Below are 20,321 nucleotides of genomic sequence, written 5' to 3' on the forward strand. Positions count from 1 at the left end.
GTCATTCCTCCTGTTCATTCTTCTTCGCATCCTCCATGCTCCACCAGTGCAAAACCAAAAAAACTGCCGAGCCCGATACTGACCATGATGGAGCGTCCCTTCCTACACACCCAGTCCTGCTCCAATCCCGAACTCAGGTTAATGAACGGGTCGGTGGAAAAGGTATGTCCGATTCGCTGAATGTTATCCAGATATATCCGTTCAAGTCCAACTCCCGTACGTCGCGAGAATTCCTTCCAGGTAGTCCAGTTCACATTATGGGGAAAAATATGATTCACATCTTCGAAACTCAGGCCTTGCGTTGACAGCAGCTCTTCCATCCCTTGAATGATATGGTCCACATACAATCGGTTAAATGCCGAGATCTCATCGGCGGTTGCATGATAACCAGTATGGAACCGGGTATCTCGCAGCACATGCGCCGCCTGAACGACATGCTGACAGCTCTCTCTGCTCAATAGAACAGCTACGGCAGAATCACCCAGAATGGCCGATTTGCGCAGATAGCGCCATTCGGGAGGCAAAAAATTGAATTGATCCGCACAGATCAACAACACATTCCGAATGTGAGGCTGCGTTTGCGAGATTCGCTCAAGCCATTGAAGAGCGGCTATCGACGATGCACAGTTCATTTGGGATATGCCATAGAACGGTACATGTTCCAGCCCGAAGCGCTGGAGGACACGCTGCACAAGCCTGTAATCGCTCGGTGTCTGCACCTGGAAGGAATGGACATAGAGAACAAGGTCAATTCCGGAAAGGGCAGGTCTGGTCTGGAGTCGTTCCACAGCCTGTGCGATCGTATCGTCAAGCATCTGGCCCGGTTCCGTTACAGGCACACCTTCCAGGCGGTGGTACTTGCGCAGAAACTGAAGCTCGCCTTTCCCAAGCTCCAGGGCAGCCAGCACCTCTTCCGGCTGCTGAATCTGTTCAGGCAAATAGACGCCAATATCCACAATACCGAACCCCAATGTTCTCCCTCCTTCTGCGATTAGTGTCCATCCATACTCCATTCACAAGTTCGGATCAGCAAGGCATGAATAAACGAATCCGTCTGCTCCAGATGCATAAGACATATGTACTCGCCCCCGTCCTTCTCCTCCAGTAACTCCTGTAATGCGAAGAATGGCGCTGCACTCCAGCGCGATGGATCATAATAACTCTTCGATCCACATTCGCTGTACCAGGCAGCCTGATTGCACAGCTGCTCCAGATCAGGATGGATGAGCAGGTTAATCTGATTCCGGTGAATGGATGCCTGGGCACATAATCGATCCAGTACCATCTCCGCAGTATCGGCTACGGAATGCTCGGCATGTCGCATCTCTACACCAAGCAGGGAAGGTCCTACGCCTGTCATCCGATCAAGGTATATTGCTGCAGCCGTGTCCGGTCCAGTCGGTGAAACAAGTTCCATCGTTTCATAGGGGAGAGCCGTCTGGTCCATAACCAGCAGCATGCCTTTCATGTAACCTTCTCTGCCCAGATAATGCTGAAGCATGTGGAGCGCCGCAAAAGGAGCACCAAAACCAAGATCATTTACAGCAAAACTGATAAAACGGGCCTGATAACGATCCATCAGATAATTCACAATTGATATATCCGGGCGGGTATTCGGAAAATTGTATGCCAGCAGCAACACATCCACATCCTGCATGACCCGATCAAGTCCCGTCTCTTCCAGCAGTTCCACACTCATCTCGTGATAGGCATTGTTGTTACGACCCTGCAAAAGTTGAACGTCGTACTTGACCGGAGTACCCGCGAGCATGTCCTGATGAAATCGCAGCAGTTCCGGATGATCAAACGGAGGCTTCTTCTCCGAGAACAGCCTGACTCCCATCTCCCGTATGGCAACAGGCGAAGCCATCAGGCCGCAATGAGCTGCTTCTCAATATAAGCAGCCAGGGAGCCTACCGTATCAAATACATCGGGCTCCAGATCATCCGGGTCAATCTCCAGACCTTCAATCCGGTCCTCCAGCGTCATCAACAGTTCCAGAACAGAGGTCGAATCCAGATAGAGTTCGTCAAATAAAGATGTGCTTAATTGAATATCCTCCCTGGCTTCCGTATTCAACACTTCAGCAAGGGCACCTTTGATCTCTTCAAGCAATACTGCAGTTGTCATGATCATCATCTCTCCTCATCAATTGGTTATTGCTGTGTGGGACACTTGAATCAAACGTTGCTTGGACAGTAGATCCTGCGGAGTATCTCGCTCACGGATCAAGTGAGCCTCCCCAGCGACAATCAGCACTTCCGCCGGACTTCCGTGACTCAAAAAGTGTGTGGGAGAAGCCGTTGGTCCGTAGGCTCCCGAATGAAAAACACCGATTAGATCGCCCCGTTCAACAGGAGGAAGCAATACCCGTTTCCCAACAACATCATTGGGCGTACATAAGGGACCCGTAATATTGTATTCGGCTACAGGGGACTCCCCATAACGCGTCAGGGAGGCAATCGGAAAGTTACGCTTCACGTAAGAACCTGTGCCCACCGCCGCCATATGGCAGTTCGTTCCACCATCGGTTACGACGAAGTGCTCTCCATACGATTGCTTGACGTATAGAGCTCGACTGACCAACATACCGCAGGTGCCTACCAGATATCGCCCAAGCTCCATGAACAGCCGGGTGTTGGTATGACTATGCCGAAACGATTCGAACATTGGATTCAACTGTTCTGTCAGTGTGGCTATGGATAGGAACTGCTCACCTTCATGGTAGGGCACGCCCAATCCCCCGCCTACATCGACCATACGCAGCGTGATATCCAGCTCGTTCTCGATTCGATCAGCTAATTCCAGAATATGGCGGGTATTCTGAACGATCGGCTCTACATCCAACATGCGGGTTCCCATGTACACGTGAAGTCCCATGATCTCCACATGGGAGAAGCTCTCGAACTGCTCTTTTCCCTGGAGCACACTTTGTTCATCCATACCAAACTGACGTGGTTTGCCACCCATGGTCAGCCTGGAGCCTTTAACAGAAAAAGATGGATTCACTCGCAGTGCCACCGGCACGATTCGCCCCTCACTTGCAGCGATGCTCTCAATGCGCTCCAGCTCCTGAAACGATTCACACACGATCGCATATATGCCCAGACGTATGCATGCCGTAATCTCGTCATCGCTTTTTCCCGGTCCCAGAAAAATAATGCTTTCTGCTGCTACTCCAGCCTGTACAGCCGTATGCAATTCGGCCAGGGAACATACCTCTGCCTGTGCTCCCATCTCCCGGAGCATGTGTACGATCGAAATATTGGGATTGGCCTTCAATGAATAGAACAGCTCCACTTGAGGCGTAAGCAATCCCCTAAGCTCCTGATACACCTGCTGCAACACATCCCCGTCATATACATACAGCGGGGTCCCGAATCTCTCGGCGATGTCCGAAACAGGCAACTGCTGAATCTGATATTCCTTAGACACTCACATCACCTCGTTAATGGAAGATAGGACGGCTTCTATCGCTTCGTCGATCACTCCCAGCCGTTCAGGGGAGGACGCAATAATCACGCCATACAGACGTCCGGAGAACAAGGTCCCCTCACTTCTGAATGCCGCATTGACTGTGGCAAAATTATTGATCAATAATCCTTCGCCGCGTTCCGGTTCGAACATCAACGTACCCAACCGGGAACGAAGTATTCCGTATTCCAGCGGGTGATTGAGCCGGAGCGTATATTTTTTCGCCAATCCACATTGATCTTCGGGCAGCCATTGATGCTGAATGTTGGTCTGATAGGTAGACATATTAAACCTGGCATTAATCTCAAGATTGGGCCAGATTGTACCGTCCTCGTCCAGAATGGCGTCCATGCCGGCAATGCCGTAGTATCCATCTCGATACAGAGCTACTCCAATTCGCATGGCCGCTTCACGAATAACCTCAAGTTGAACATCGTTGAGCCGCGAAGGCATGAGATGCCCCTGATGCACGCCTTGCTCTACCAACGATTCCTTGACGCCAAGAAATTCAACTCCGCCGGAGCGATCGATGAGAATCTGGTAATTCAGGTCACAGATTTTATCAATCCATTGCTCAAGCACGTAGTTGATTTGCCGTATTCCCTTTTTGCTTGCCTGTTTCTCCAGCATACTCATGCATTTGTGAAACCTGGCTTCATCGGTGATGACGGTAATTCCCTTGCCTGATACACCCATGGAATCCTTCAGCACAAGGCGTCCACCCTGCTCTAGAACGGCCTTTAGCTGATCGAAACCAGACACCAGTTCATCCAAAGACGTGCATTCAACGCCTGGAATTTGGCGAATGCCCAGCTCCGCGTTGAGACGGCGGGAATACCCCTTGTCATTCACCTTGCGGAAGATATCTGAAGATGGAACAGCCAGCGGAATGCCGGTCCGTCGGGAGAATTCCTCTTCCTGATCCGAGGTTCCAAAGGGAACCAGATAAACATTCGTTCCAGCAGCCTGTGACAGCTCTCGCAGCTTGTCCATTGTCCTTGGACAATTCAGAAGATTCGCGGTAATGTTCAGTGCCGGATCATTGTGCTCCACCGTTATGCATCGGGAGCGACCAAACCCAAGCGCCTGTGCATCTGCCATGAATCCCTGATTCGGATGCTCCTTGAGCAGGATGATATCGTTCTCTCCGGCGAGGAAAACACCCAGTTCCTCCATCCGATTAACGACATCCGCAGCCGAACCTATGCTTAATGAGGGCAGCTTGAGAATGCCCGTTTCACTCCAGTACTCCTCTACCTCAAAATTGTTAAGATACACAAAAGTAACGTCATGCTGGCCCGTTAACGCCCACTTGAGCTTGCTCGAAAAATCCGTCAATACGGTGGTCAAGGCCATCCCCTCCTATTCCTGCATACTGCATCACTGCTACGCTGAATGTAACCCCAAGTCCGACCGTAACAAGCAGATAATACTCCTCTGGTTGCAACAACTTCTGCTCTAGAATGGCTTGCAAATTAATAAATGGGTCCGAACAGAAGCAATGCCCGATCTCCTGTACATTGGACGTATATATGCGTTCAAGGGGATAGGATAAACGGATAGCCACCTTCTTCCACGAGGATAGATTCACATTGTGTGGGACGATGTATCGAATATCCTGCAGCGTCAGACCCGCCTGCTCCACGGCTGCAACAATGGCTTCACATAACCGAGGCGTGTAGATTTCCTGAAACTCCCTTAGAATCTGCGGGGTTCCCGTTAGTACATTACAGAATTGGCCCAGGGTAACACTCGTGAGTCCGACGACACGACTTCCGTTGCCCTTGTTACCCACCAGCACGGCGGCTGATGCCTCTCCCATCACGGTGGTATTGGGGATCAATTGCACAACGGGACTAAAGGTTTTTTCACCTGTCAAAATTAAAATATGATCATCCGCTTCCAATGAAGGCAGCATTGTCTCGGCAACATTCAGGGCAATTAAGCCCGATGCACAGTTCTGCTGCGTAAGCGAAAACGCGATGGCATGCTGCAACCCGTAAGCCCTTTTCAGGGCTTGCAAAACTTTCATAGGAAAGGGGAAATTTTCCTGAATTGTGTGGCAATAAATGATATACTTAATCGAGTTAGGAGCGATCTCCGGGTTATTTACCACCTGGGTTAATACACGTCCAAGCAACGAAGCCAGATCTCCATCCCTGTCTTGCCGAACCTGTTTCAAACCATGAATTTTTTCCAGTACCTTCGTCTGGGCATTATTGAGTCCCAGCACCTCGTTCAGTTCCCTGATCGGCACAATGTGCTCCGGAATGTAAGACCATATTTTCTTGATATGCATCGGCTTCAGACACCTCGTTATCACTAACGTACGAATCTCACTGAAATATAGGGAGATAAAGAGCTTCCGCAGAAGCTCCCATCTATGAATCTAGCGTAATACGATAAGTAAGTAGGAAAAATCAGGCACGAGCCGCCGCTGCACGAGCTGCTACAGCACGAGCCGCTACAGCACGGGCTTCAACTGCGCGAGCGGAAACCGCGCGTGCACTGACTTCACGTGCCTCGCCCAGTCCACTCGTTTCCAATTGTGCTGCTTCAACTTCTTTGCGCTTCAGTTGCTCCAGCGTAATGGGAGTCGCTTTAATGACCATTCATATCTCCTCCTTTCATCTTGGATACTCTGATTCTATAATCTCCCAAATTGCATTTAAACTGTAAATGGGGGTAAATGAGCCTCTCACTCTCCTTACCCCTGCTTCTGGAAACACACGATAGACCCAACATACCAAACAGATCTCCATTCCAATCAAACTATATCAAGGGACGGTGAACGATCATGCTCGGACCCAAAATCCGGCAAATCCGGGAGCAGCTTGGACTGTCTCAGAAGCAACTGGCAGGTGAGGATATGACGCGTTCTTACATCAGTCTTATTGAAAAAGGCAGAGCCGTTCCCTCGCAGCGTATGTTGAAAATTATTGCCAGGAGACTTAATACACCCATGGAGTATTTTTTGGGAGGAAGTGCAGCAACAGATACGGATATTGGGGAGGCTGTACTGGAAAAGGCCAAAGCCTGTTATGCCGAGCAGAATGATTCTGCCTGCATCCGCATAGCCCATAAAGTGCTGACGTTGACGGAGGATATATCGGATCAGTCAGAAGCCTACCTGCTCATTTTACGAAGTCACAACAGACTTGGGGATTATCGACAAGCCTTGGATGAGGGGGAAACTGCAGCATTTACGGTCATTCGAACAGGTGACAGGGAACGTATTGTTGAATATTATCTGGAAATGGGGAGAGCGGCTTTTCATGCAGAGCTGTTTCATGCTGCCCGGAAACATTATGAACAGGCGTATACGTACAGCAGCAGACTCAAACATCTACAGGAAGAACACATTCAATCGCTGACCTTTCTCGGCACAACCCATTTAAGACTAGGCAATGTGAATGAGGGGTTGAACTACTATCTCAAAGCGGAGAAGGAAGCCCAGATGGCGGGACAATCGGAACTGTATGGCGAGATTACGCTAGGTTTGGGCAAAGCATATTATATGTCCGAACAGGACGGACACATGCTGTTAAGTTATGACTGGACCAAGAGATCCGTACAGGCCTATAAACAGGCGAGCAGTGAATCCTACGTTCTGGCACTTCACAACCTCGCCGTGATCCAGCTTCATATGGGGCAAAAAAAAGAAGCCCTCCCCTTGCTGGATGAATGCGCACGAATTTACGATAAACGCAATCTTCCCCACAAGAAGGCTTCCATATTAGAGGAAATCAGTAAAGTTTATTTGGAACAGCGTGAGCCAGAACAGGCAGAGGCCATTATCAAAGAAGCCCTCCAACTGCTGGATAAACAAGATGAAGGGATGCTTCGTGCCAAACTGTATCGCTTGCTGGGTATTGTATTTCATGAGAAAAACAACAGCAATGAGGGTTATTACTTTCTAAGAATGAGTCACGATCTACTTAAACGCATCTCTGCAAACCGCGAGGCTGACATCAGCCAACAACTTCTTCTGCTAAGCCTTCAGGATCGTAAAATGAACTACGACGACTATAAGTCATTGATAAAATAAAACAGATTCGTTCTTCATCTAACAACTGAGGACACGGGAAAACAAAATGATGGAGTTCAGGGTCTCTTCAACAGAGGCCTTAATTCCGGGAATACATGGTGACAAGACATAGGATCATCTTAAACCGCTCATCGAACAGGTACAGGATCATTCAGCTCCAGCAGCGTTTCCGTAGATACGGCATGCTTATGTCCCTGCTGACCACTAAACTTAGCTGATCCTGCATATGCCTCCGAAACATGAAGCTGTCCTGCAATAAAAGGTAGAAGCATGATAGTAACCATGCAGAGTTCACTTGCCGTTGTAACGAATTTGCTTCCTTTACTCTCCATGCTCATCTCTCCTCATGTCTATAATCGGGTAGCATAGTCCACCATCGATTCCTGGCAACCTAAGACGTATTTTACGTATAATCGCAATGACTTTAAATATGTTAATCCACATTTACCTCCACTTGCACAACCATTTCACGTATAAAAGGTCATATGATCTTTGTCTTCGCGATAATAATCCAGCCTTTGCTTCATCGTACCTGTATGCAGTTCAAACAAATGACCATCCGGGTCGGTAAAATAAACGGATAATGCATCCCGCGGATCTCTTGGCCTTCCGGGAAGAATGTCTGCCCCCGCTGCTCGCAGCTGCTGCACAGACGCGTCGAACTCCTCTTCTGTAACGGTAAATGCAATATGGGTATAGGTTCGTTCCGTATAGTTGCGAATAACATCCTCCTGATTCAAGGCGATCCACAGACCGGCAAGCTCAAAATACGCCAGTTTGCGTCCTTTCACCTGAATCTGGGCACCGAGAGCCTGCTCATAAAAGGTAATGGCCCGCTCCAGATTGGATACGGAAAAGCACAGGTGATTAATTCCTTGAATATTCATGTGGCTCCTGACACCTCCATCGATTTAAGAATCTATCCTTATTATGGTATATTCTCTGCAAAAAACAACCGCTCTACTGCCTCCTCTCGCACCTTCTTCTGGGCGAATGCATAGGTTATCCGTATCAATGAACGCTCAAGGAGGATGTAAAGCACATGAATCCTGTCTATCCTTTTTATGGTGAGAAAACGGTATGCAAGGAGCAAAAGCTGGCATTTCCACCCCAGCATCAGGACCAGCAACCCGGTCTGGAAACTCTGATGGTGCCTGAACCGATCAGTGAAGATCCTGCCTATATCGGCAGCTGCAAACTCCAAGGTAAAGTTGCCATTATTACGGGTGGTGACAGTGGAATCGGCCGGGCGGCCGCCATCGCTTTTGCCAAGGAAGGTGCGGATATCGTCATTGCTTATCTATATGAACGGACAGATGCCGAAAGGACTCGTGAACGGATCGAAGAACTGGGACAGCGCTGTCTCTTAATCGAGATTGATCTCCGCTTAAAGAAAAACTGTGAAGCCGTCATTCGCACAACCATGGAAACCTACGGGAAGATCGATATTCTGGTCAACAATCATGGCGTACAGTATGTGCAGCCAAGCATCGTTGATATTACAGAGGAACAGCTGTATCACACCTTTCAGACCAATGTGTTCGCCTATTTCTTTCTGATTCAGGCCGCTCTCCCCCATCTGTGCAGAGGTGCCTCCATTATCAATACGGCTTCCATTACAGCATATAAAGGCAACACTCAACTGATCGACTACTCTTCTACCAAAGGAGCCGTCGTATCGCTGACTCGTGTACTCGCCCAATCACTCGCTGCACAGGGAATCCGTGTGAATTCCGTCGCCCCGGGACCCATCTGGACACCGCTCATTCCTGCTAGTTTCTCCGCTGAGGATGTACAGGTATTTGGAACAGATACACCCATGGGTCGAGCTGGTCAGCCTTACGAACTGGCGGCAGCCTACGTTTATCTCGCTTCCCGCGATTCATCCTACGTCACAGGTGAATGCATTCATGTAAATGGCGGCGATATGGTAACGACATAGGCTGATGTCAGGTTGGATTTGGCAGGTGTGGCAGGATATCGGTTGTTCAGTTGCGAAGAGGGTTAGGAGTATGATCCGGTTATGCCGGAGCCTGACATCTAGCGACAAGGAGCTGAACAACCTGATGAACTTCGATCCACTCTACCAACCGTACCCCTCTTACCGCGTGCCTGTGTATGCGAAACAAGGCATGGTCGCCACGTCACAGCCACTGGCTGCACAAGCTGGTCTGGATGTATTGAAAAAAGGCGGCAATGCCATTGATGCCGCCATTGCAACTGCGGCAGCACTCACGGTGCTGGAGCCAACGTCCAATGGCATTGGAGGCGATGCTTTTGCCCTCGTCTGGACCGAGGGCGAACTGCATGGCCTGAATGCCAGCGGCCCTGCGCCTCAGGGCATATCCATTGAGGCGCTTCAAGCGGCAGGCCATACGGAGATGCCGAAGCTTGGGGTTGTTCCGGTGACGGTGCCTGGCGCACCGGCGGGTTGGGCTGAGCTGAGCCGCCGTTTTGGGCGGCTCACGCTGGCGGAAGCGCTAGAACCGGCCATCCGCTATGCGGAGGAAGGTTATCCGCTTGCGCCTGGGCTGGCCCGCCACTGGGCAAGGGCAGCCGAGATCTATGCACGCCAGGGTGATGCGGAGGTAGGGCGTGCGTGGTTTGAGACATTTGCTCCAGGCGGGCGTGTTCCCGCAGCTGGAGAGATGTGGCGCTCGCCGGATCATGCGGCGACTTTGCGCCAGATTGGCGAGAGCGAAGCGCGAGACTTTTACGAAGGAGAACTGGCAGAGCGCATTCATTCCTTTATGGCAGAGCACGGTGGTTATCTGACTCGCGAAGATCTGAAGGCTTTTCAGCCGGAGTGGGTTGATCCCATCTCCGTCTCCTATCGTGGTTACGATGTATGGGAGATTCCGCCGAATGGACAAGGATTGATTGCTCTCGCAGCGCTTAATCTCCTGAAGGGATATGATTTTGACGAGAAAGAATCCGTTCTGGCGTATCATCAGCAACTAGAAGCCATGAAGCTGGCATTTGCCGATGGGGAGAAGTATATTACTGAAGAACGCAAAATGGGTGTGACGGTGGAGGAACTCCTGTCCGAGGCATACGCGGAAGAACGGCGCAAACTCATTGGTGATACCGCACGAGCACCTGAGGCAGGTGATCCACGTGCAAGTGGAACAGTCTATCTGGCTACGGCGGATGGTGAAGGCAATATGGTTTCGTTTATCCAGAGTAACTATATGGGCTTCGGCTCTGGATTGGTTGTTCCGGGGACAGGCATTGCTTTGCAGAATCGTGGTCACAACTTCTCACTGGACCCTAATCATGCCAACGCCCTGGTGCCAGGCAAACGAACGTATCATACGATCATTCCGGGGTTCCTCACCCGTGGCAGTGAAGCAGTTGGGCCATTCGGTGTCATGGGTGGTTTCATGCAGCCGCAGGGTCATGTGCAGCTGGTTATGAATACGATCGATTATCACCTGAACCCACAGGCCGCCTTGGATTCTCCGCGCTGGCAGTGGACGAAGGGCAAAACAATTCTCGTGGAACCGGGTTTCCCGCAGCATATCGCTCAGGCACTCGCCCGCAAGGGACATGATATTCAAGTGGCAGTTGATCCATCCCAGTTTGGACGCGGTCAGATCATCTGGCGCAACCCGGACAATGGCGTATTATGCGGGGGTACGGAAACCCGAGCGGATGGCTCGATTGCGGCTTGGTAAAACTCGCGTCATTTTTATAATAGGATGATCACCTTATCATCCGTATAAGGTGAATTTTCAAGGCACAACAGAGATGATTCATGTCATCTCTGTTGTGCCTTTTTTCGACTTCTAACATCAGTAAACAACATACTGTAGATATTTATGTACCCTTTTAACCAGAGAAATGTAAAAATAATGTGTAATTTATGAAAAATATTTATTTTTTCGTAAATTTTCACTACATACCATAAATCACAGTGCCTTTCTGACCGATATAGATAAAGGGAAATCCTCACCATACGTGTCATCATGTACACGTCATTCCCTGGAGCTAAGGAACCATGCAAAACAGAAAAATGCGACTACAGAAATGAGGGTACCAACACATGAAAACAAACAAGAACAGACGCGCAGGTCTAGGTCTCACCATAATGATGATCCTGACGGTACTAATCCTGGGGGCATGTTCACCCAACAATACAACAACGGCAACAGACACAAGAACAAAGGTTGGGATCGTGCTTACGGAAGTGGGTCTGGGTGACCGTTCTTTTAATGATGCTGCTTTTGATGGACTGGTTCAGGCCAGAAATGAGAAAAGCATTGTCTTTGACTATCGTGAACCGGGCGACAATGCCGAAGCTGCATTTGAAGAGTTTGCGCAAGCCAAATTCGATCTGGTTATCGGCCTGAGTGATGCTGTCCAAGCGGATATGGAGAAAGTTGCAGCCAAATATCCTGACCAGCAGTTCCTCATGATTGACAGTCAGTCCGAACTGCCTAACATTGCCTCCATTTCATTCCGGGCGGAAGAAGGAAGTTATCTGGCAGGTGTTATTGCCGCTATGGCTTCAACGGAAGATCATGTCGGCTTCCTTGGTGGAATAGAGATACCAGTCCTTCGTAATTTCGAGCAGGGTTTTAAACAAGGTGTTCTGGCTGTCAAGCCGAATGCAACCGTTGATGTCGTCTACGCAGGGGACTTCGGTGATGCCGATCTCGGTGAACAACTGGCTGCACAGATGATTCAGGAAAAGGGTGCTGACGTGATCTACGTTGCTGCTGGTCTCACAGGCGTAGGCGCACTGACGGAGATTCAGAAATTAGGGAAATACGCCATCGGTGTAGATACCGATCAATTCTTTTTGGCGGAAAAAGCCATTCTTACGTCCATGCTGAAAAATGTGGATGTCTCTATCTACAATGCCGTTAACACGTTTGTTAAAAACAATCATACCTTCCCTCAAAAGGAAATCGTGGAGGGGCTGGCGGAGAACGCCGTGGGTCTGACTGCTCTACATAATATCACGCTCAGTGATGAACAACAGCAAACCTTCGAAGATCTGAAGGCTAAGATCTCTTCCGGTCAAATCAAAATTACGCTTGATCAATAACCCATCGGATACGAGGAGGTACGCATATGAAACTACAGGGAAAACTGATACTTAATGCTCTAATTTCACTACTTCTATGCCTTGTGCTAGTCGCTTATATTATCATGCAATTGCTCAACATGAATGCCAAAAATCAAAATCTGGTACCAGCCATGCTCAAGGTGAGTGAACTGAACGCCAATCAGATTCAGACCCAGCAAGCGCTGGATGTCTACTCATTCTCCATGACAGCAGGAAACCAGGACGCCGTGCTTCGCTTGCTGGATGAAGGACAAACGATGATTCAGGAGCTTACGGACGGATTGCTCGAAACAGATCAGCAGTTACAACTTATTCAGTCCATCGAGACAAAATTAGAAGCTCTCAACCAGGGAGCCACCGAAGCGATGAGTGCGATGAACAGTGCGGAAGCGAAACGTTACAGCACTCGGGTTCGGGGCATACAGAATGATATCTATTCGTTGGATGAGATGACTCGGGATCGTTATGATCAATATACCGTCGATTTGGAACGTGACATTCAGCAAACGTGGCAAGCCGCTCTGGCAGGAGCTATCGTATTGCTCGTCGCCGTGATGCTGTTTAATATGTATACTTCACGTCAGATTGCCAAGCGTATTCGAACACTCAAAGACGCCGCTGGACAAATTGCGGACGGTGACCTGACCGGACAATTACCGGAAGCTCGGGGCAAAGATGAACTCGATGACCTGAGTCGTTCCTTCGGTACCATGACTCATAATATCCGCGGCATTATTCAGTCGATTGGTGAAGCGGGTCATCGTGTCGATCTGATGGCACAAGATATTGACCGCGGTAATGATACAGCCCAAGCGATTGTGCAGCAAGTATCCCGCACCACGGAGGAACTGTCAATTGGCAGTCAAAAGATTGCCGAGGATCTGAGTGAAACAGTGATGGTTGTGGACAAAATGCAGTCTACCTTCAATAGCAATCTGGAGGCCACTTCCCAATCGGTAATCGATGGTCGTGAAGTATTAACTACCGTTGAGGAAGGTAATAAGGCTGTAGCGGAGCAACTCCGCTTGGCCGAAGTGAATCGTATGGCGATGGCCGAGGTGGAACAAACGGTGCGGGAACTGGAAGAAAGCGCGGTTCGAATCACTACGATGACGGCATATGTATCAGAGATTGCCAAACAAACAACCATGCTCTCGTTAAATGCCTCCATAGAGGCTGCTCGCGCTGGAGAAGCCGGACGTGGCTTCGCTGTTGTTGCGGGCGAGGTGAATAAACTCGCCGAACAATCTGCGCAATCGGTCAAACATATCTATGCGGCTGTGGGCGAGATCACAACCTCCATGGACAAGGTGAAGAACTCTGTAGCACAGAGCATGCAGTTATTCGGGGAACAGGAACAAGCCACAAGCCAGACTCGTGAATCCTTCTCCGCCATTCGTGGAAGTGTAGAGCGCATTAGTACCGGCATCCATCAGCTTGCTGAGGACATGCAACACTCCAATGAACTCAGTACACAGGTGCAACAAGCCATCGAAAATATCAGTGCCATCACCGAGCAGTCGGCTGCCAGCAGTGAAGAGATCACCGCCTCCACGTCGGAACAACAACGTTCCTTCGCTGATGCAAGTATCAAGGTGAAGTCATTGCGTGATATTAGTGCAGAGATGCATCAGGAACTGCTGCGATTCCGGCTGTAAGCAGGATGCCGCGAGAACTTGGGCCAGACGTAGGTCGGATGTCGTTTAGATGCAGATTATAGGCATGTTATGGGCAGGTTATAGCCGAGCCAGGATCAGGTAGCGTGAACATACAAACAAATAAAGGGGAGCCTCCGTCATGCATCATGACAGGGCTCCCCTTTTCAGTAACTAATCATTGTTTCATCCAACCATTAATTCGTTTCAAAGATATGAAAGTATATAGATTGAACTAAACATTTACACAAAACAGAGAAGACAGAAATAACCTGAAAAAGCGGCGCTAAAAGCTATCTGAAAGAAAGCTGAAACGGAAGCATATACTTCGCCTAAAAGCTTTTTGAAGGAAAGCTGCTTCGGAAGCATACGCTTCGCCTAAAAGCTTCTTGAAAGAAAGCCGCTTCGGAAGCATACGCTTCGCCTAAGAGCTTTTTGAAAGAAAGCTACTTCGGAAGCATACGCTATCCCGGATTTCCTATTTTATAAAAAAACTGGGGATAACAGCGATTGGAAGGTTGTTCTGTCACCGGAGTGTCCAGTGTAAATATTCTTTAGTTCAACTTATATAGATAATAAGACATCAGCGTTTCAGATCCAAACGTTTAACGAACCGTGCAAACCTTATTGGGCCATTAATTGCAGATTATAAAATCTAACGAATCTCAGGCATTCTATTCCCTAATTTAGTCCGGTTTTTCAGGTGTTTTATCTGAAATACACAGAAATAACGTGGATGAGGTTCGTTAGCTTTTGCTCCTCGATGTAAACCGTGGTATAAGGTGTATCAGGTTCGTTAGGGCACTGGGAATTGGGTAGTGAGTACTGAGCAATGGACAATGGGCATTGATCATTTAGCATTGAGCAATGGACATCGTGCACTCATCTACTTTTGATGCGCTGGTGCGCTAGTTCGTTGGATCACTTACAGTTTAGAAATGATTATTCATAGACAGTAACCCAAAACTATGAGCTTGTCCCACACCTGCCCCAACCTCACAGTGCGTCGATGATGTCTCCGGCCAGCAGGGATGATGGGTCACCGCGCAGCAGTGCTGCGCGTTCGGCGGCCTGTCCGTGGAGATATACGCCGAACGTGGCGGCTTGCTCCGCGCTGAGCCCTTGGGCAAGCAGACCGGCGATGATGCCGGTCAATACGTCTCCGGCACCGCCAGTCGCCATGCCGGCGTGCCCGGTGGTGTTGATGTACGCCTCGCCGGATGGCGTTGCGATGACCGTTCGTGCTCCTTTGAGCACAAGGGTCACGCCCTGCTCGCGGGCGTATTTTGCAGCGTGTCCAATGCGGTCACGCTGCACCTCTTGGGTCGACATGCCCAGCAGTCGGCCCATCTCGCCAGGGTGCGGCGTCAGGATTGTCGCCGCACTTCGCTGGCCCCAGTCGCGAGGCCCATGTGGGCCAGCGTCTGCCAGCATGTTGAGGGCGTCCGCGTCGATGACGAGCGGACGATCCGTATGTTGCCACAGACGGCGCAGCCAGTCTGTGTCGCCCTTGAAGCGGCCAAGGCCTGGGCCGGTCGCGAGCACATCGCGGCTCTCCGCAAGACGCAGCACAGCGTCGGCGGAAGCCGCGTTCCATTCTCCGCTGTCGCCATCGGAGGCGGCAGCAAGCATGAGCTCGGGCACGGTGCCGATAACATGCGGCAGCAGTGCCGCGGACAGCGCCCATGTGGCGAGCCCGCAGCCTGCGCGCAGCGCGGCCTTGGCCGAGAGCAGGCCAGCGCCGCTCATCGGCAGACTTCCTGCGGCCAGCAACACGTGGCCGTAGGTGCCCTTGTGGCCGTCCGGTGCCCGTAGACGGCCTGTATCCACGCGCAGCGCACCGCGCAGCACCTCGTCCGTCAGCAGACGGACCGAGGGGCCATGCTCTGGCGCAACCCGCGCGGGAATGCCGATGGCGCGCACCACAATGCGCCCCGCGGCAGAAGCGCCCGGGTACTGCACCAGCCCGCGCTTAAGCAGCGCGAGACATACGGTCACCCGGGCTTGAATGCAGGGCTCGTATACCTCTCCGGTGTCGGCGTCCAGCCCGCTTGGCACATCGGCGGACACGACCGGCTTGCCGCTGTCGTTCGCCGCCTCAATCAGCGCCGCGTAAGCTCCCCGCGGCGCCCCCCGCGAGCCGGTGCCCAGCAGCGCATCCACGATGCCTGTGCACCGGCTGAAGTCCACGGCTTCGCGCCCGTGGACAAGAGCAGGGATGCCAAGCTGCGCGGCGGCATCCCGTTGCACTGCGGCTTCGCCCCGCAGTGCATCAGGGGCATCGGCGTAGACCAATGTCACGCCAAGCCCTGCTTCAACCAAATGGCGCGCGGCCACCAGCCCATCGCCGCCATTATTGCCCTTGCCGATCAGCATGTACCACTGCTGATCTCCCGGGCGCTCCATCACCAGCGCCGGATCGGCGATGATGTCGCCACCATAACCTTGCCGATCGCCGGGCCCAGTGTGTGCCCGCCTCGCATCTGTCTTACCGCTATAGCCAAGCTGCCCTGAATCCGCAAGCCGGCCTTCTGCCTGCCCTTCCCGGCACAGCTTGATGACTTCCTCGGCTATGGCGCGGCCTGCATTCTCCATTAGACTTGCTGCCGGAATACCGAGCTGATGAATGGTATGCTCGTCCACAGCTCTCATCTGTTCAGCGGTTACGATAAACAACGTTCATCCCTCCCCGTGACAAGCTCATCTCATACTTAAAAGTAGCAACTTTGCACCTAAACTCTGCATCTTATATGTGTATCGCTATCTTTCCTCTTACCTCATCCAGTTACCACGATCCACTCGATACATCATCGAAAACTCTATCGATCCCGTGTACGAGACCTTCAGATTAAATCATCCATTCCAAAGCCTGTCTACGCTTAATAACCTACCGTAAACCGTGCTTGGATAAATTGCGGATCGTCCAGTTCGTCCACCAAAGCCGCTGCAAAATCACCAACCGAAATCGAGCTTTCCCCGATATCATCCGTAATCACACGGTTCATGCCAACCCGGAACTGGCCTGTCCGACGTCCTGTTGTGATTGTCGCAGCAGGGCTCATGTAGGTCCAGTGAATACCTGATGCTTCAATCAGCTCATATGCTTCTGCATGGGCTTTTGCCAGTGGTTTGACTTCTTCCGGGAATCCCGGCGTATCCATCAGCATATCCCCGGAATCGGTTAGCAAGCTTCCCGCTCCACCAACTACAACCAGACGTCCTGCTTTTGCCCGGCGCACGCCCTCGATCAACGAACGTGTCACTTCCAGCATCTCTTCTTCTCCACCAAACTTCGGTCCATATGCACTCACAACCACTTCCTGACCCGCTGCAAAATCAGCCACCTGATCCGGGTTAAGCAGATCTCCCTGTTCTACACGCAAACGCTCATGAACCATCTCAACCTTCGAAGGGTCACGCACCACCGCTGTCACTTCATGCCCACGATCCATCAGCTCCCACAGTATCATCTTGCCAATCGCTCCGGTTGCTCCAAAAATGGCTACTTTCATATGAATTCCCTCTTTTCTGTAGATATCATCTTGTCAACTTACCGTTATTTTAATACTTAATCCTATTGTTATATACCTTAAACGGCTCACGCCATCTTAAACCGGATGTGAACAACTTGTAAACCTATCTCTTACAGCTTATATGTAGAAAAATAATCTTTACTTCAACTAGCGGAAGAAGCACCGACACTCTTAAGTATCCCCTCTCTCCGCTAGCACTCAACACGAATCATGCAAAAAAGCCGCTAAATGCGGCTATACTAAGATAGTTTCATACGACATAAGTCTATTCTTATCTCAAAATTTCAGTTTCCGTTCCGCTAGGTAGTCGGTCCTTCTTCTCCCTGCCTCCACCACATGCCCTCCGATTTTGGGCTGGTGTATTCAAATCCAAATTGAGCATAAAGTTGATCAGCCGGAACATCCGCCAGCAGACTGACCAAACCACGGGCAGGTACTGCTTCACGCAGATAATTCATAATCTCGCTCATGATCAGTTTTCCATACCCCATTCCCTGAACATCCGGGTGTACAGCAATATCGACGACCTGAAAGAAACAACCTCCATCTCCAATCACTCGCCCCATGCCTATCAGCATATCCTCTTCACGCAGACATACGGCAAACAGGCTATTCCGTAATCCAATCTCTGCGCCTTCCCTGCTCATTGCACTAAGGCCGGCAATCTGCCGTAAGGCAAGATACTCCACCGCTGCGGGTGGTGTGTGTTCAATACTCACATGATCCATGAATTGTGCCCCTTTCTGCTTGAATTCATCTACTTCCTGTGTAATAGTGAGAGAAAGCTTACGTGAAGCGTGTTTCATGATACGTGAAGTTGGTGCAAAGGAGGAAAAAGTGTGTTTCAACGTTGGATTGAAGATCTAACATCGCGCCCAGGCGCTGTGGCTGTACTGTTTGGAGTCATGGCTTTGCTTCTGGGGATATACATATGGTCTGCCACTGAAGTTCGCCGCAGCCACGAAAGGCGAATGAGAAGGATACGAGATACATTATACATAAGTACAGCCCTCTTGGGACAACTTACCATCCAGGAAAATCGGAATTATGAACGATCGGAACACGAACATGACGATCTGATAACAGCAATGTTAGCCTGCAAAGCTGCATCTTACCTATCTCCTCAGCTACAGGACCAGATCCGTGACTGTATTAAGGATCATGACCCTGCCAGAATCGGACTGATGCACAGAGCACTGGAACGGGAATGCACCGTATTATCGGATGAACTCAGCCGGGAGACTCATGCAGATCATTGGGGCACAGCGGTATGGACCATCCTTCGGCCCGCAGCCGAACCATTGGCACTAGCAGCCACAGGGGTTCTAGTTACAGATCTGATATTTCGTCAGCGGATGTTGGACGTCCATGTAGACTCATGGGACAGCATCTTGCCATGGATTCGCGCAACTTCCATAATGATCACCATAATATATGGTTACCTGCTCTGGGCCAGCCCACGACGGGATAGGTCACGTACAGTAACCAAAATGCTCTCCTTGCTGATCGCGCTATGCTCCTTGCTCCATCTGATTGGACTTGTTGCTGCGCCCTACGCACTGGGACTACAGCTGATTATATTCACTTCGGGTTTCGGGTTGACTGGGACACGCTCTCGAAGTGATCGCCCCTACGCAGGACATACGGATCTGGAACCAACGAAGCAAGTCTCTACGGAGATGGAAGGAAATACACGTCGTATATCTGGTACCAACACCGACGAATAACCTACGATTCAGCCGCTTCCGTATGATTAAACTTAGATACCCACATCGATGATACGAGACTTGGCCCTCCCTCGGCTGGATTTTCACCGATCAGGTCGTGTCTCCTTACTCGGCATGCTATACGATGATGTATGTCAGTGTCCCAAAATTATGGAACTCCCGTCTGGATGTTCCTATTGAGTAACCAGTCGATTCTCTAAGGAACACAGGACGTCTTATATTACCTCTACAGCCTCTTTCAAAATTGTAAAGAACCTCAGACACGTTATTTTCCAAAATCGCTCGATAAAAACGCTCTAAAACGCCGTACATTTCGATATAACGTGTCTCAGATTCCTTAGATTTCTGCGGGTGCTTCAAACCCTTAAATAAGACGCCTCATATTCGTTAGCGCTCAACCCCTGCTCATGCTCTGTTCCAAACGCGACTGAGAGGAAACCTCGTGTCCCTCTCGTACGAAGCGAAAATTTTCATTGGTAGTGGAAAATAGGAAAATCGCTTTTGCGACGTCCTAATTGCTTGCTCTTACATTCAGTATTTAGCGCTTGCCTACTCCGGACACGTTCAGATACACTTCGGCTTTCAGCACGTGTTGAAAACATCCCCTATATCCAACGTATCTGTACGCAAAAAGGGCTTAAACTTCATTGTAGTTTAAGCCCTTTTCTATAATCTTTTCTTGCGAAGAATTGAACGATATAAAATGAATTTTAATAACTACACAAAAACGGAGAGGGCAGAAATAACGTGAAGAAGCGAAGCTACAAGTTTTCTGTAAGAAAATTACTTCGAAAGCATTCGCTACGCCTA

18 protein-coding genes are annotated in these 20,321 nt (G+C 50.1%); 6 read left to right on the forward strand and 12 right to left on the reverse strand.

Annotation, left to right across the window (positions count from 1 at the left end; genetic code table 11):
• Positions 1 to 14: 14 nt before the first annotated feature.
• The 7 genes from MHB71_RS22445 to MHB71_RS22475 all read right to left on the reverse strand — a co-directional run bounded on the left by MHB71_RS22445 (position 15) and on the right by MHB71_RS22475 (position 6,086).
• Entirely contained in the window at positions 15 to 971 is a 957-nt protein-coding gene (locus tag MHB71_RS22445) for a 3-oxoacyl-[acyl-carrier-protein] synthase III C-terminal domain-containing protein (RefSeq protein WP_339196788.1), read from the reverse strand.
• A gap of 20 nt (positions 972 to 991) precedes the next feature.
• The gene (locus MHB71_RS22450) at positions 992 to 1,870 is read right to left on the reverse strand and encodes a hypothetical protein (RefSeq protein ID WP_340027754.1); all 879 of its coding nucleotides are present in this window, start codon (positions 1,868 to 1,870) and stop codon (positions 992 to 994) included.
• Positions 1,870 to 2,130, reverse strand: a complete 261-nt coding sequence (locus tag MHB71_RS22455) for an acyl carrier protein (protein ID WP_036672144.1) — start codon at positions 2,128 to 2,130, stop codon at positions 1,870 to 1,872. The genes MHB71_RS22450 and MHB71_RS22455 overlap by 1 nt, the downstream gene beginning before the upstream one ends.
• A gap of 18 nt (positions 2,131 to 2,148) precedes the next feature.
• Positions 2,149 to 3,435, reverse strand: a complete 1,287-nt coding sequence (gene lysA / locus MHB71_RS22460; RefSeq protein ID WP_340027755.1) for a diaminopimelate decarboxylase — start codon at positions 3,433 to 3,435, stop codon at positions 2,149 to 2,151.
• The gene (locus tag MHB71_RS22465; RefSeq protein ID WP_340027756.1) at positions 3,436 to 4,824 is read right to left on the reverse strand and encodes an ATP-grasp domain-containing protein; all 1,389 of its coding nucleotides are present in this window, start codon (positions 4,822 to 4,824) and stop codon (positions 3,436 to 3,438) included.
• On the reverse strand, positions 4,763 to 5,773 hold the full coding sequence (locus MHB71_RS22470; protein ID WP_340027757.1) for a 3-oxoacyl-[acyl-carrier-protein] synthase III C-terminal domain-containing protein: 1,011 nt from the start codon (positions 5,771 to 5,773) through the stop codon (positions 4,763 to 4,765). Before MHB71_RS22470 ends, MHB71_RS22465 begins: the two co-directional genes overlap by 62 nt.
• 121 nt (positions 5,774 to 5,894) lie before the next feature.
• A complete protein-coding gene (locus tag MHB71_RS22475) occupies positions 5,895 to 6,086 on the reverse strand; it encodes a hypothetical protein (RefSeq protein WP_091018551.1) in 192 nt (63 codons plus the stop codon).
• Between the two features lie 185 nt (positions 6,087 to 6,271).
• Between MHB71_RS22475 and MHB71_RS22480 the strand changes: the two genes are divergently transcribed.
• Positions 6,272 to 7,522: a helix-turn-helix transcriptional regulator gene (locus tag MHB71_RS22480; protein WP_340027758.1), complete on the forward strand. Its 1,251-nt coding sequence runs from the start codon at positions 6,272 to 6,274 to the stop codon at positions 7,520 to 7,522.
• A gap of 128 nt (positions 7,523 to 7,650) precedes the next feature.
• On the opposite strand, the gene MHB71_RS22485 is transcribed toward MHB71_RS22480, so the two are convergent.
• Positions 7,651 to 7,854, reverse strand: a complete 204-nt coding sequence (locus MHB71_RS22485; RefSeq protein ID WP_339190047.1) for a hypothetical protein — start codon at positions 7,852 to 7,854, stop codon at positions 7,651 to 7,653.
• Positions 7,855 to 7,989: 135 nt separating this feature from the next.
• On the reverse strand, positions 7,990 to 8,409 hold the full coding sequence (fosB, locus tag MHB71_RS22490; RefSeq protein ID WP_036607427.1) for a metallothiol transferase FosB: 420 nt from the start codon (positions 8,407 to 8,409) through the stop codon (positions 7,990 to 7,992).
• Between the two features lie 155 nt (positions 8,410 to 8,564).
• Here fosB and MHB71_RS22495 point away from each other — a divergent pair, with 155 nt between their 5' ends.
• The 4 genes from MHB71_RS22495 to MHB71_RS22510 all read left to right on the forward strand — a co-directional run bounded on the left by MHB71_RS22495 (position 8,565) and on the right by MHB71_RS22510 (position 14,254).
• Positions 8,565 to 9,464, forward strand: coding sequence for a glucose 1-dehydrogenase (locus MHB71_RS22495; protein WP_036607429.1), 900 nt, complete (start codon positions 8,565 to 8,567; stop codon positions 9,462 to 9,464).
• A gap of 124 nt (positions 9,465 to 9,588) precedes the next feature.
• Positions 9,589 to 11,199 carry a gamma-glutamyltransferase family protein gene (locus tag MHB71_RS22500; RefSeq protein WP_340030213.1) on the forward strand — a complete coding sequence of 537 codons (1,611 nt, stop codon included), beginning with the start codon at positions 9,589 to 9,591 and terminating at the stop codon, positions 11,197 to 11,199.
• Between the two features lie 368 nt (positions 11,200 to 11,567).
• Positions 11,568 to 12,575 (forward strand): BMP family ABC transporter substrate-binding protein, encoded by a 1,008-nt coding sequence (locus tag MHB71_RS22505; RefSeq protein WP_340027759.1) that lies wholly within the window; start codon positions 11,568 to 11,570, stop codon positions 12,573 to 12,575.
• Between the two features lie 26 nt (positions 12,576 to 12,601).
• Positions 12,602 to 14,254 (forward strand): methyl-accepting chemotaxis protein, encoded by a 1,653-nt coding sequence (locus tag MHB71_RS22510; protein WP_340027760.1) that lies wholly within the window; start codon positions 12,602 to 12,604, stop codon positions 14,252 to 14,254.
• A gap of 993 nt (positions 14,255 to 15,247) precedes the next feature.
• On the opposite strand, the gene MHB71_RS22515 is transcribed toward MHB71_RS22510, so the two are convergent.
• From MHB71_RS22515 to MHB71_RS22525, 3 genes are all read right to left on the reverse strand, one after another.
• Positions 15,248 to 16,927, reverse strand: coding sequence for an NAD(P)H-hydrate dehydratase (locus MHB71_RS22515; protein WP_340027761.1), 1,680 nt, complete (start codon positions 16,925 to 16,927; stop codon positions 15,248 to 15,250).
• A 203-nt stretch (positions 16,928 to 17,130) separates the two neighbouring features.
• Positions 17,131 to 17,763: an NAD(P)H-binding protein gene (locus tag MHB71_RS22520; protein WP_076254478.1), complete on the reverse strand. Its 633-nt coding sequence runs from the start codon at positions 17,761 to 17,763 to the stop codon at positions 17,131 to 17,133.
• A gap of 320 nt (positions 17,764 to 18,083) precedes the next feature.
• Positions 18,084 to 18,512 carry a GNAT family N-acetyltransferase gene (locus tag MHB71_RS22525; protein ID WP_076254476.1) on the reverse strand — a complete coding sequence of 143 codons (429 nt, stop codon included), beginning with the start codon at positions 18,510 to 18,512 and terminating at the stop codon, positions 18,084 to 18,086.
• Between the two features lie 111 nt (positions 18,513 to 18,623).
• Here MHB71_RS22525 and MHB71_RS22530 point away from each other — a divergent pair, with 111 nt between their 5' ends.
• Complete coding sequence (locus tag MHB71_RS22530; RefSeq protein WP_339190059.1) at positions 18,624 to 19,511, forward strand: hypothetical protein; 888 nt, start codon at positions 18,624 to 18,626, stop codon at positions 19,509 to 19,511.
• Positions 19,512 to 20,321 lie beyond the last annotated feature (810 nt).

It is taken from the genome of Paenibacillus sp. FSL H7-0940 (assembly GCF_037979415.1).
Lineage (GTDB): Bacteria > Bacillota > Bacilli > Paenibacillales > Paenibacillaceae > Paenibacillus > Paenibacillus amylolyticus.

Coding starts and splice junctions, on each gene's coding strand:
- MHB71_RS22450 (WP_340027754.1), bottom strand. CDS start 1,870: ATGGCTTCGCCTGTTGCCATACGGGAGATGGGAGTCAGGCTGTTCTCG.
- MHB71_RS22455 (WP_036672144.1), bottom strand. CDS start 2,130: ATGACAACTGCAGTATTGCTTGAAGAGATCAAAGGTGCCCTTGCTGAA.
- MHB71_RS22470 (WP_340027757.1), bottom strand. CDS start 5,773: ATGCATATCAAGAAAATATGGTCTTACATTCCGGAGCACATTGTGCCG.
- MHB71_RS22475 (WP_091018551.1), bottom strand. CDS start 6,086: ATGGTCATTAAAGCGACTCCCATTACGCTGGAGCAACTGAAGCGCAAA.
- MHB71_RS22480 (WP_340027758.1), top strand. CDS start 6,272: ATGCTCGGACCCAAAATCCGGCAAATCCGGGAGCAGCTTGGACTGTCT.
- MHB71_RS22485 (WP_339190047.1), bottom strand. CDS start 7,854: ATGGAGAGTAAAGGAAGCAAATTCGTTACAACGGCAAGTGAACTCTGC.
- fosB (WP_036607427.1), bottom strand. CDS start 8,409: ATGAATATTCAAGGAATTAATCACCTGTGCTTTTCCGTATCCAATCTG.
- MHB71_RS22495 (WP_036607429.1), top strand. CDS start 8,565: ATGAATCCTGTCTATCCTTTTTATGGTGAGAAAACGGTATGCAAGGAG.
- MHB71_RS22500 (WP_340030213.1), top strand. CDS start 9,589: ATGAACTTCGATCCACTCTACCAACCGTACCCCTCTTACCGCGTGCCT.
- MHB71_RS22505 (WP_340027759.1), top strand. CDS start 11,568: ATGAAAACAAACAAGAACAGACGCGCAGGTCTAGGTCTCACCATAATG.
- MHB71_RS22510 (WP_340027760.1), top strand. CDS start 12,602: ATGAAACTACAGGGAAAACTGATACTTAATGCTCTAATTTCACTACTT.
- MHB71_RS22520 (WP_076254478.1), bottom strand. CDS start 17,763: ATGAAAGTAGCCATTTTTGGAGCAACCGGAGCGATTGGCAAGATGATA.
- MHB71_RS22525 (WP_076254476.1), bottom strand. CDS start 18,512: ATGGATCATGTGAGTATTGAACACACACCACCCGCAGCGGTGGAGTAT.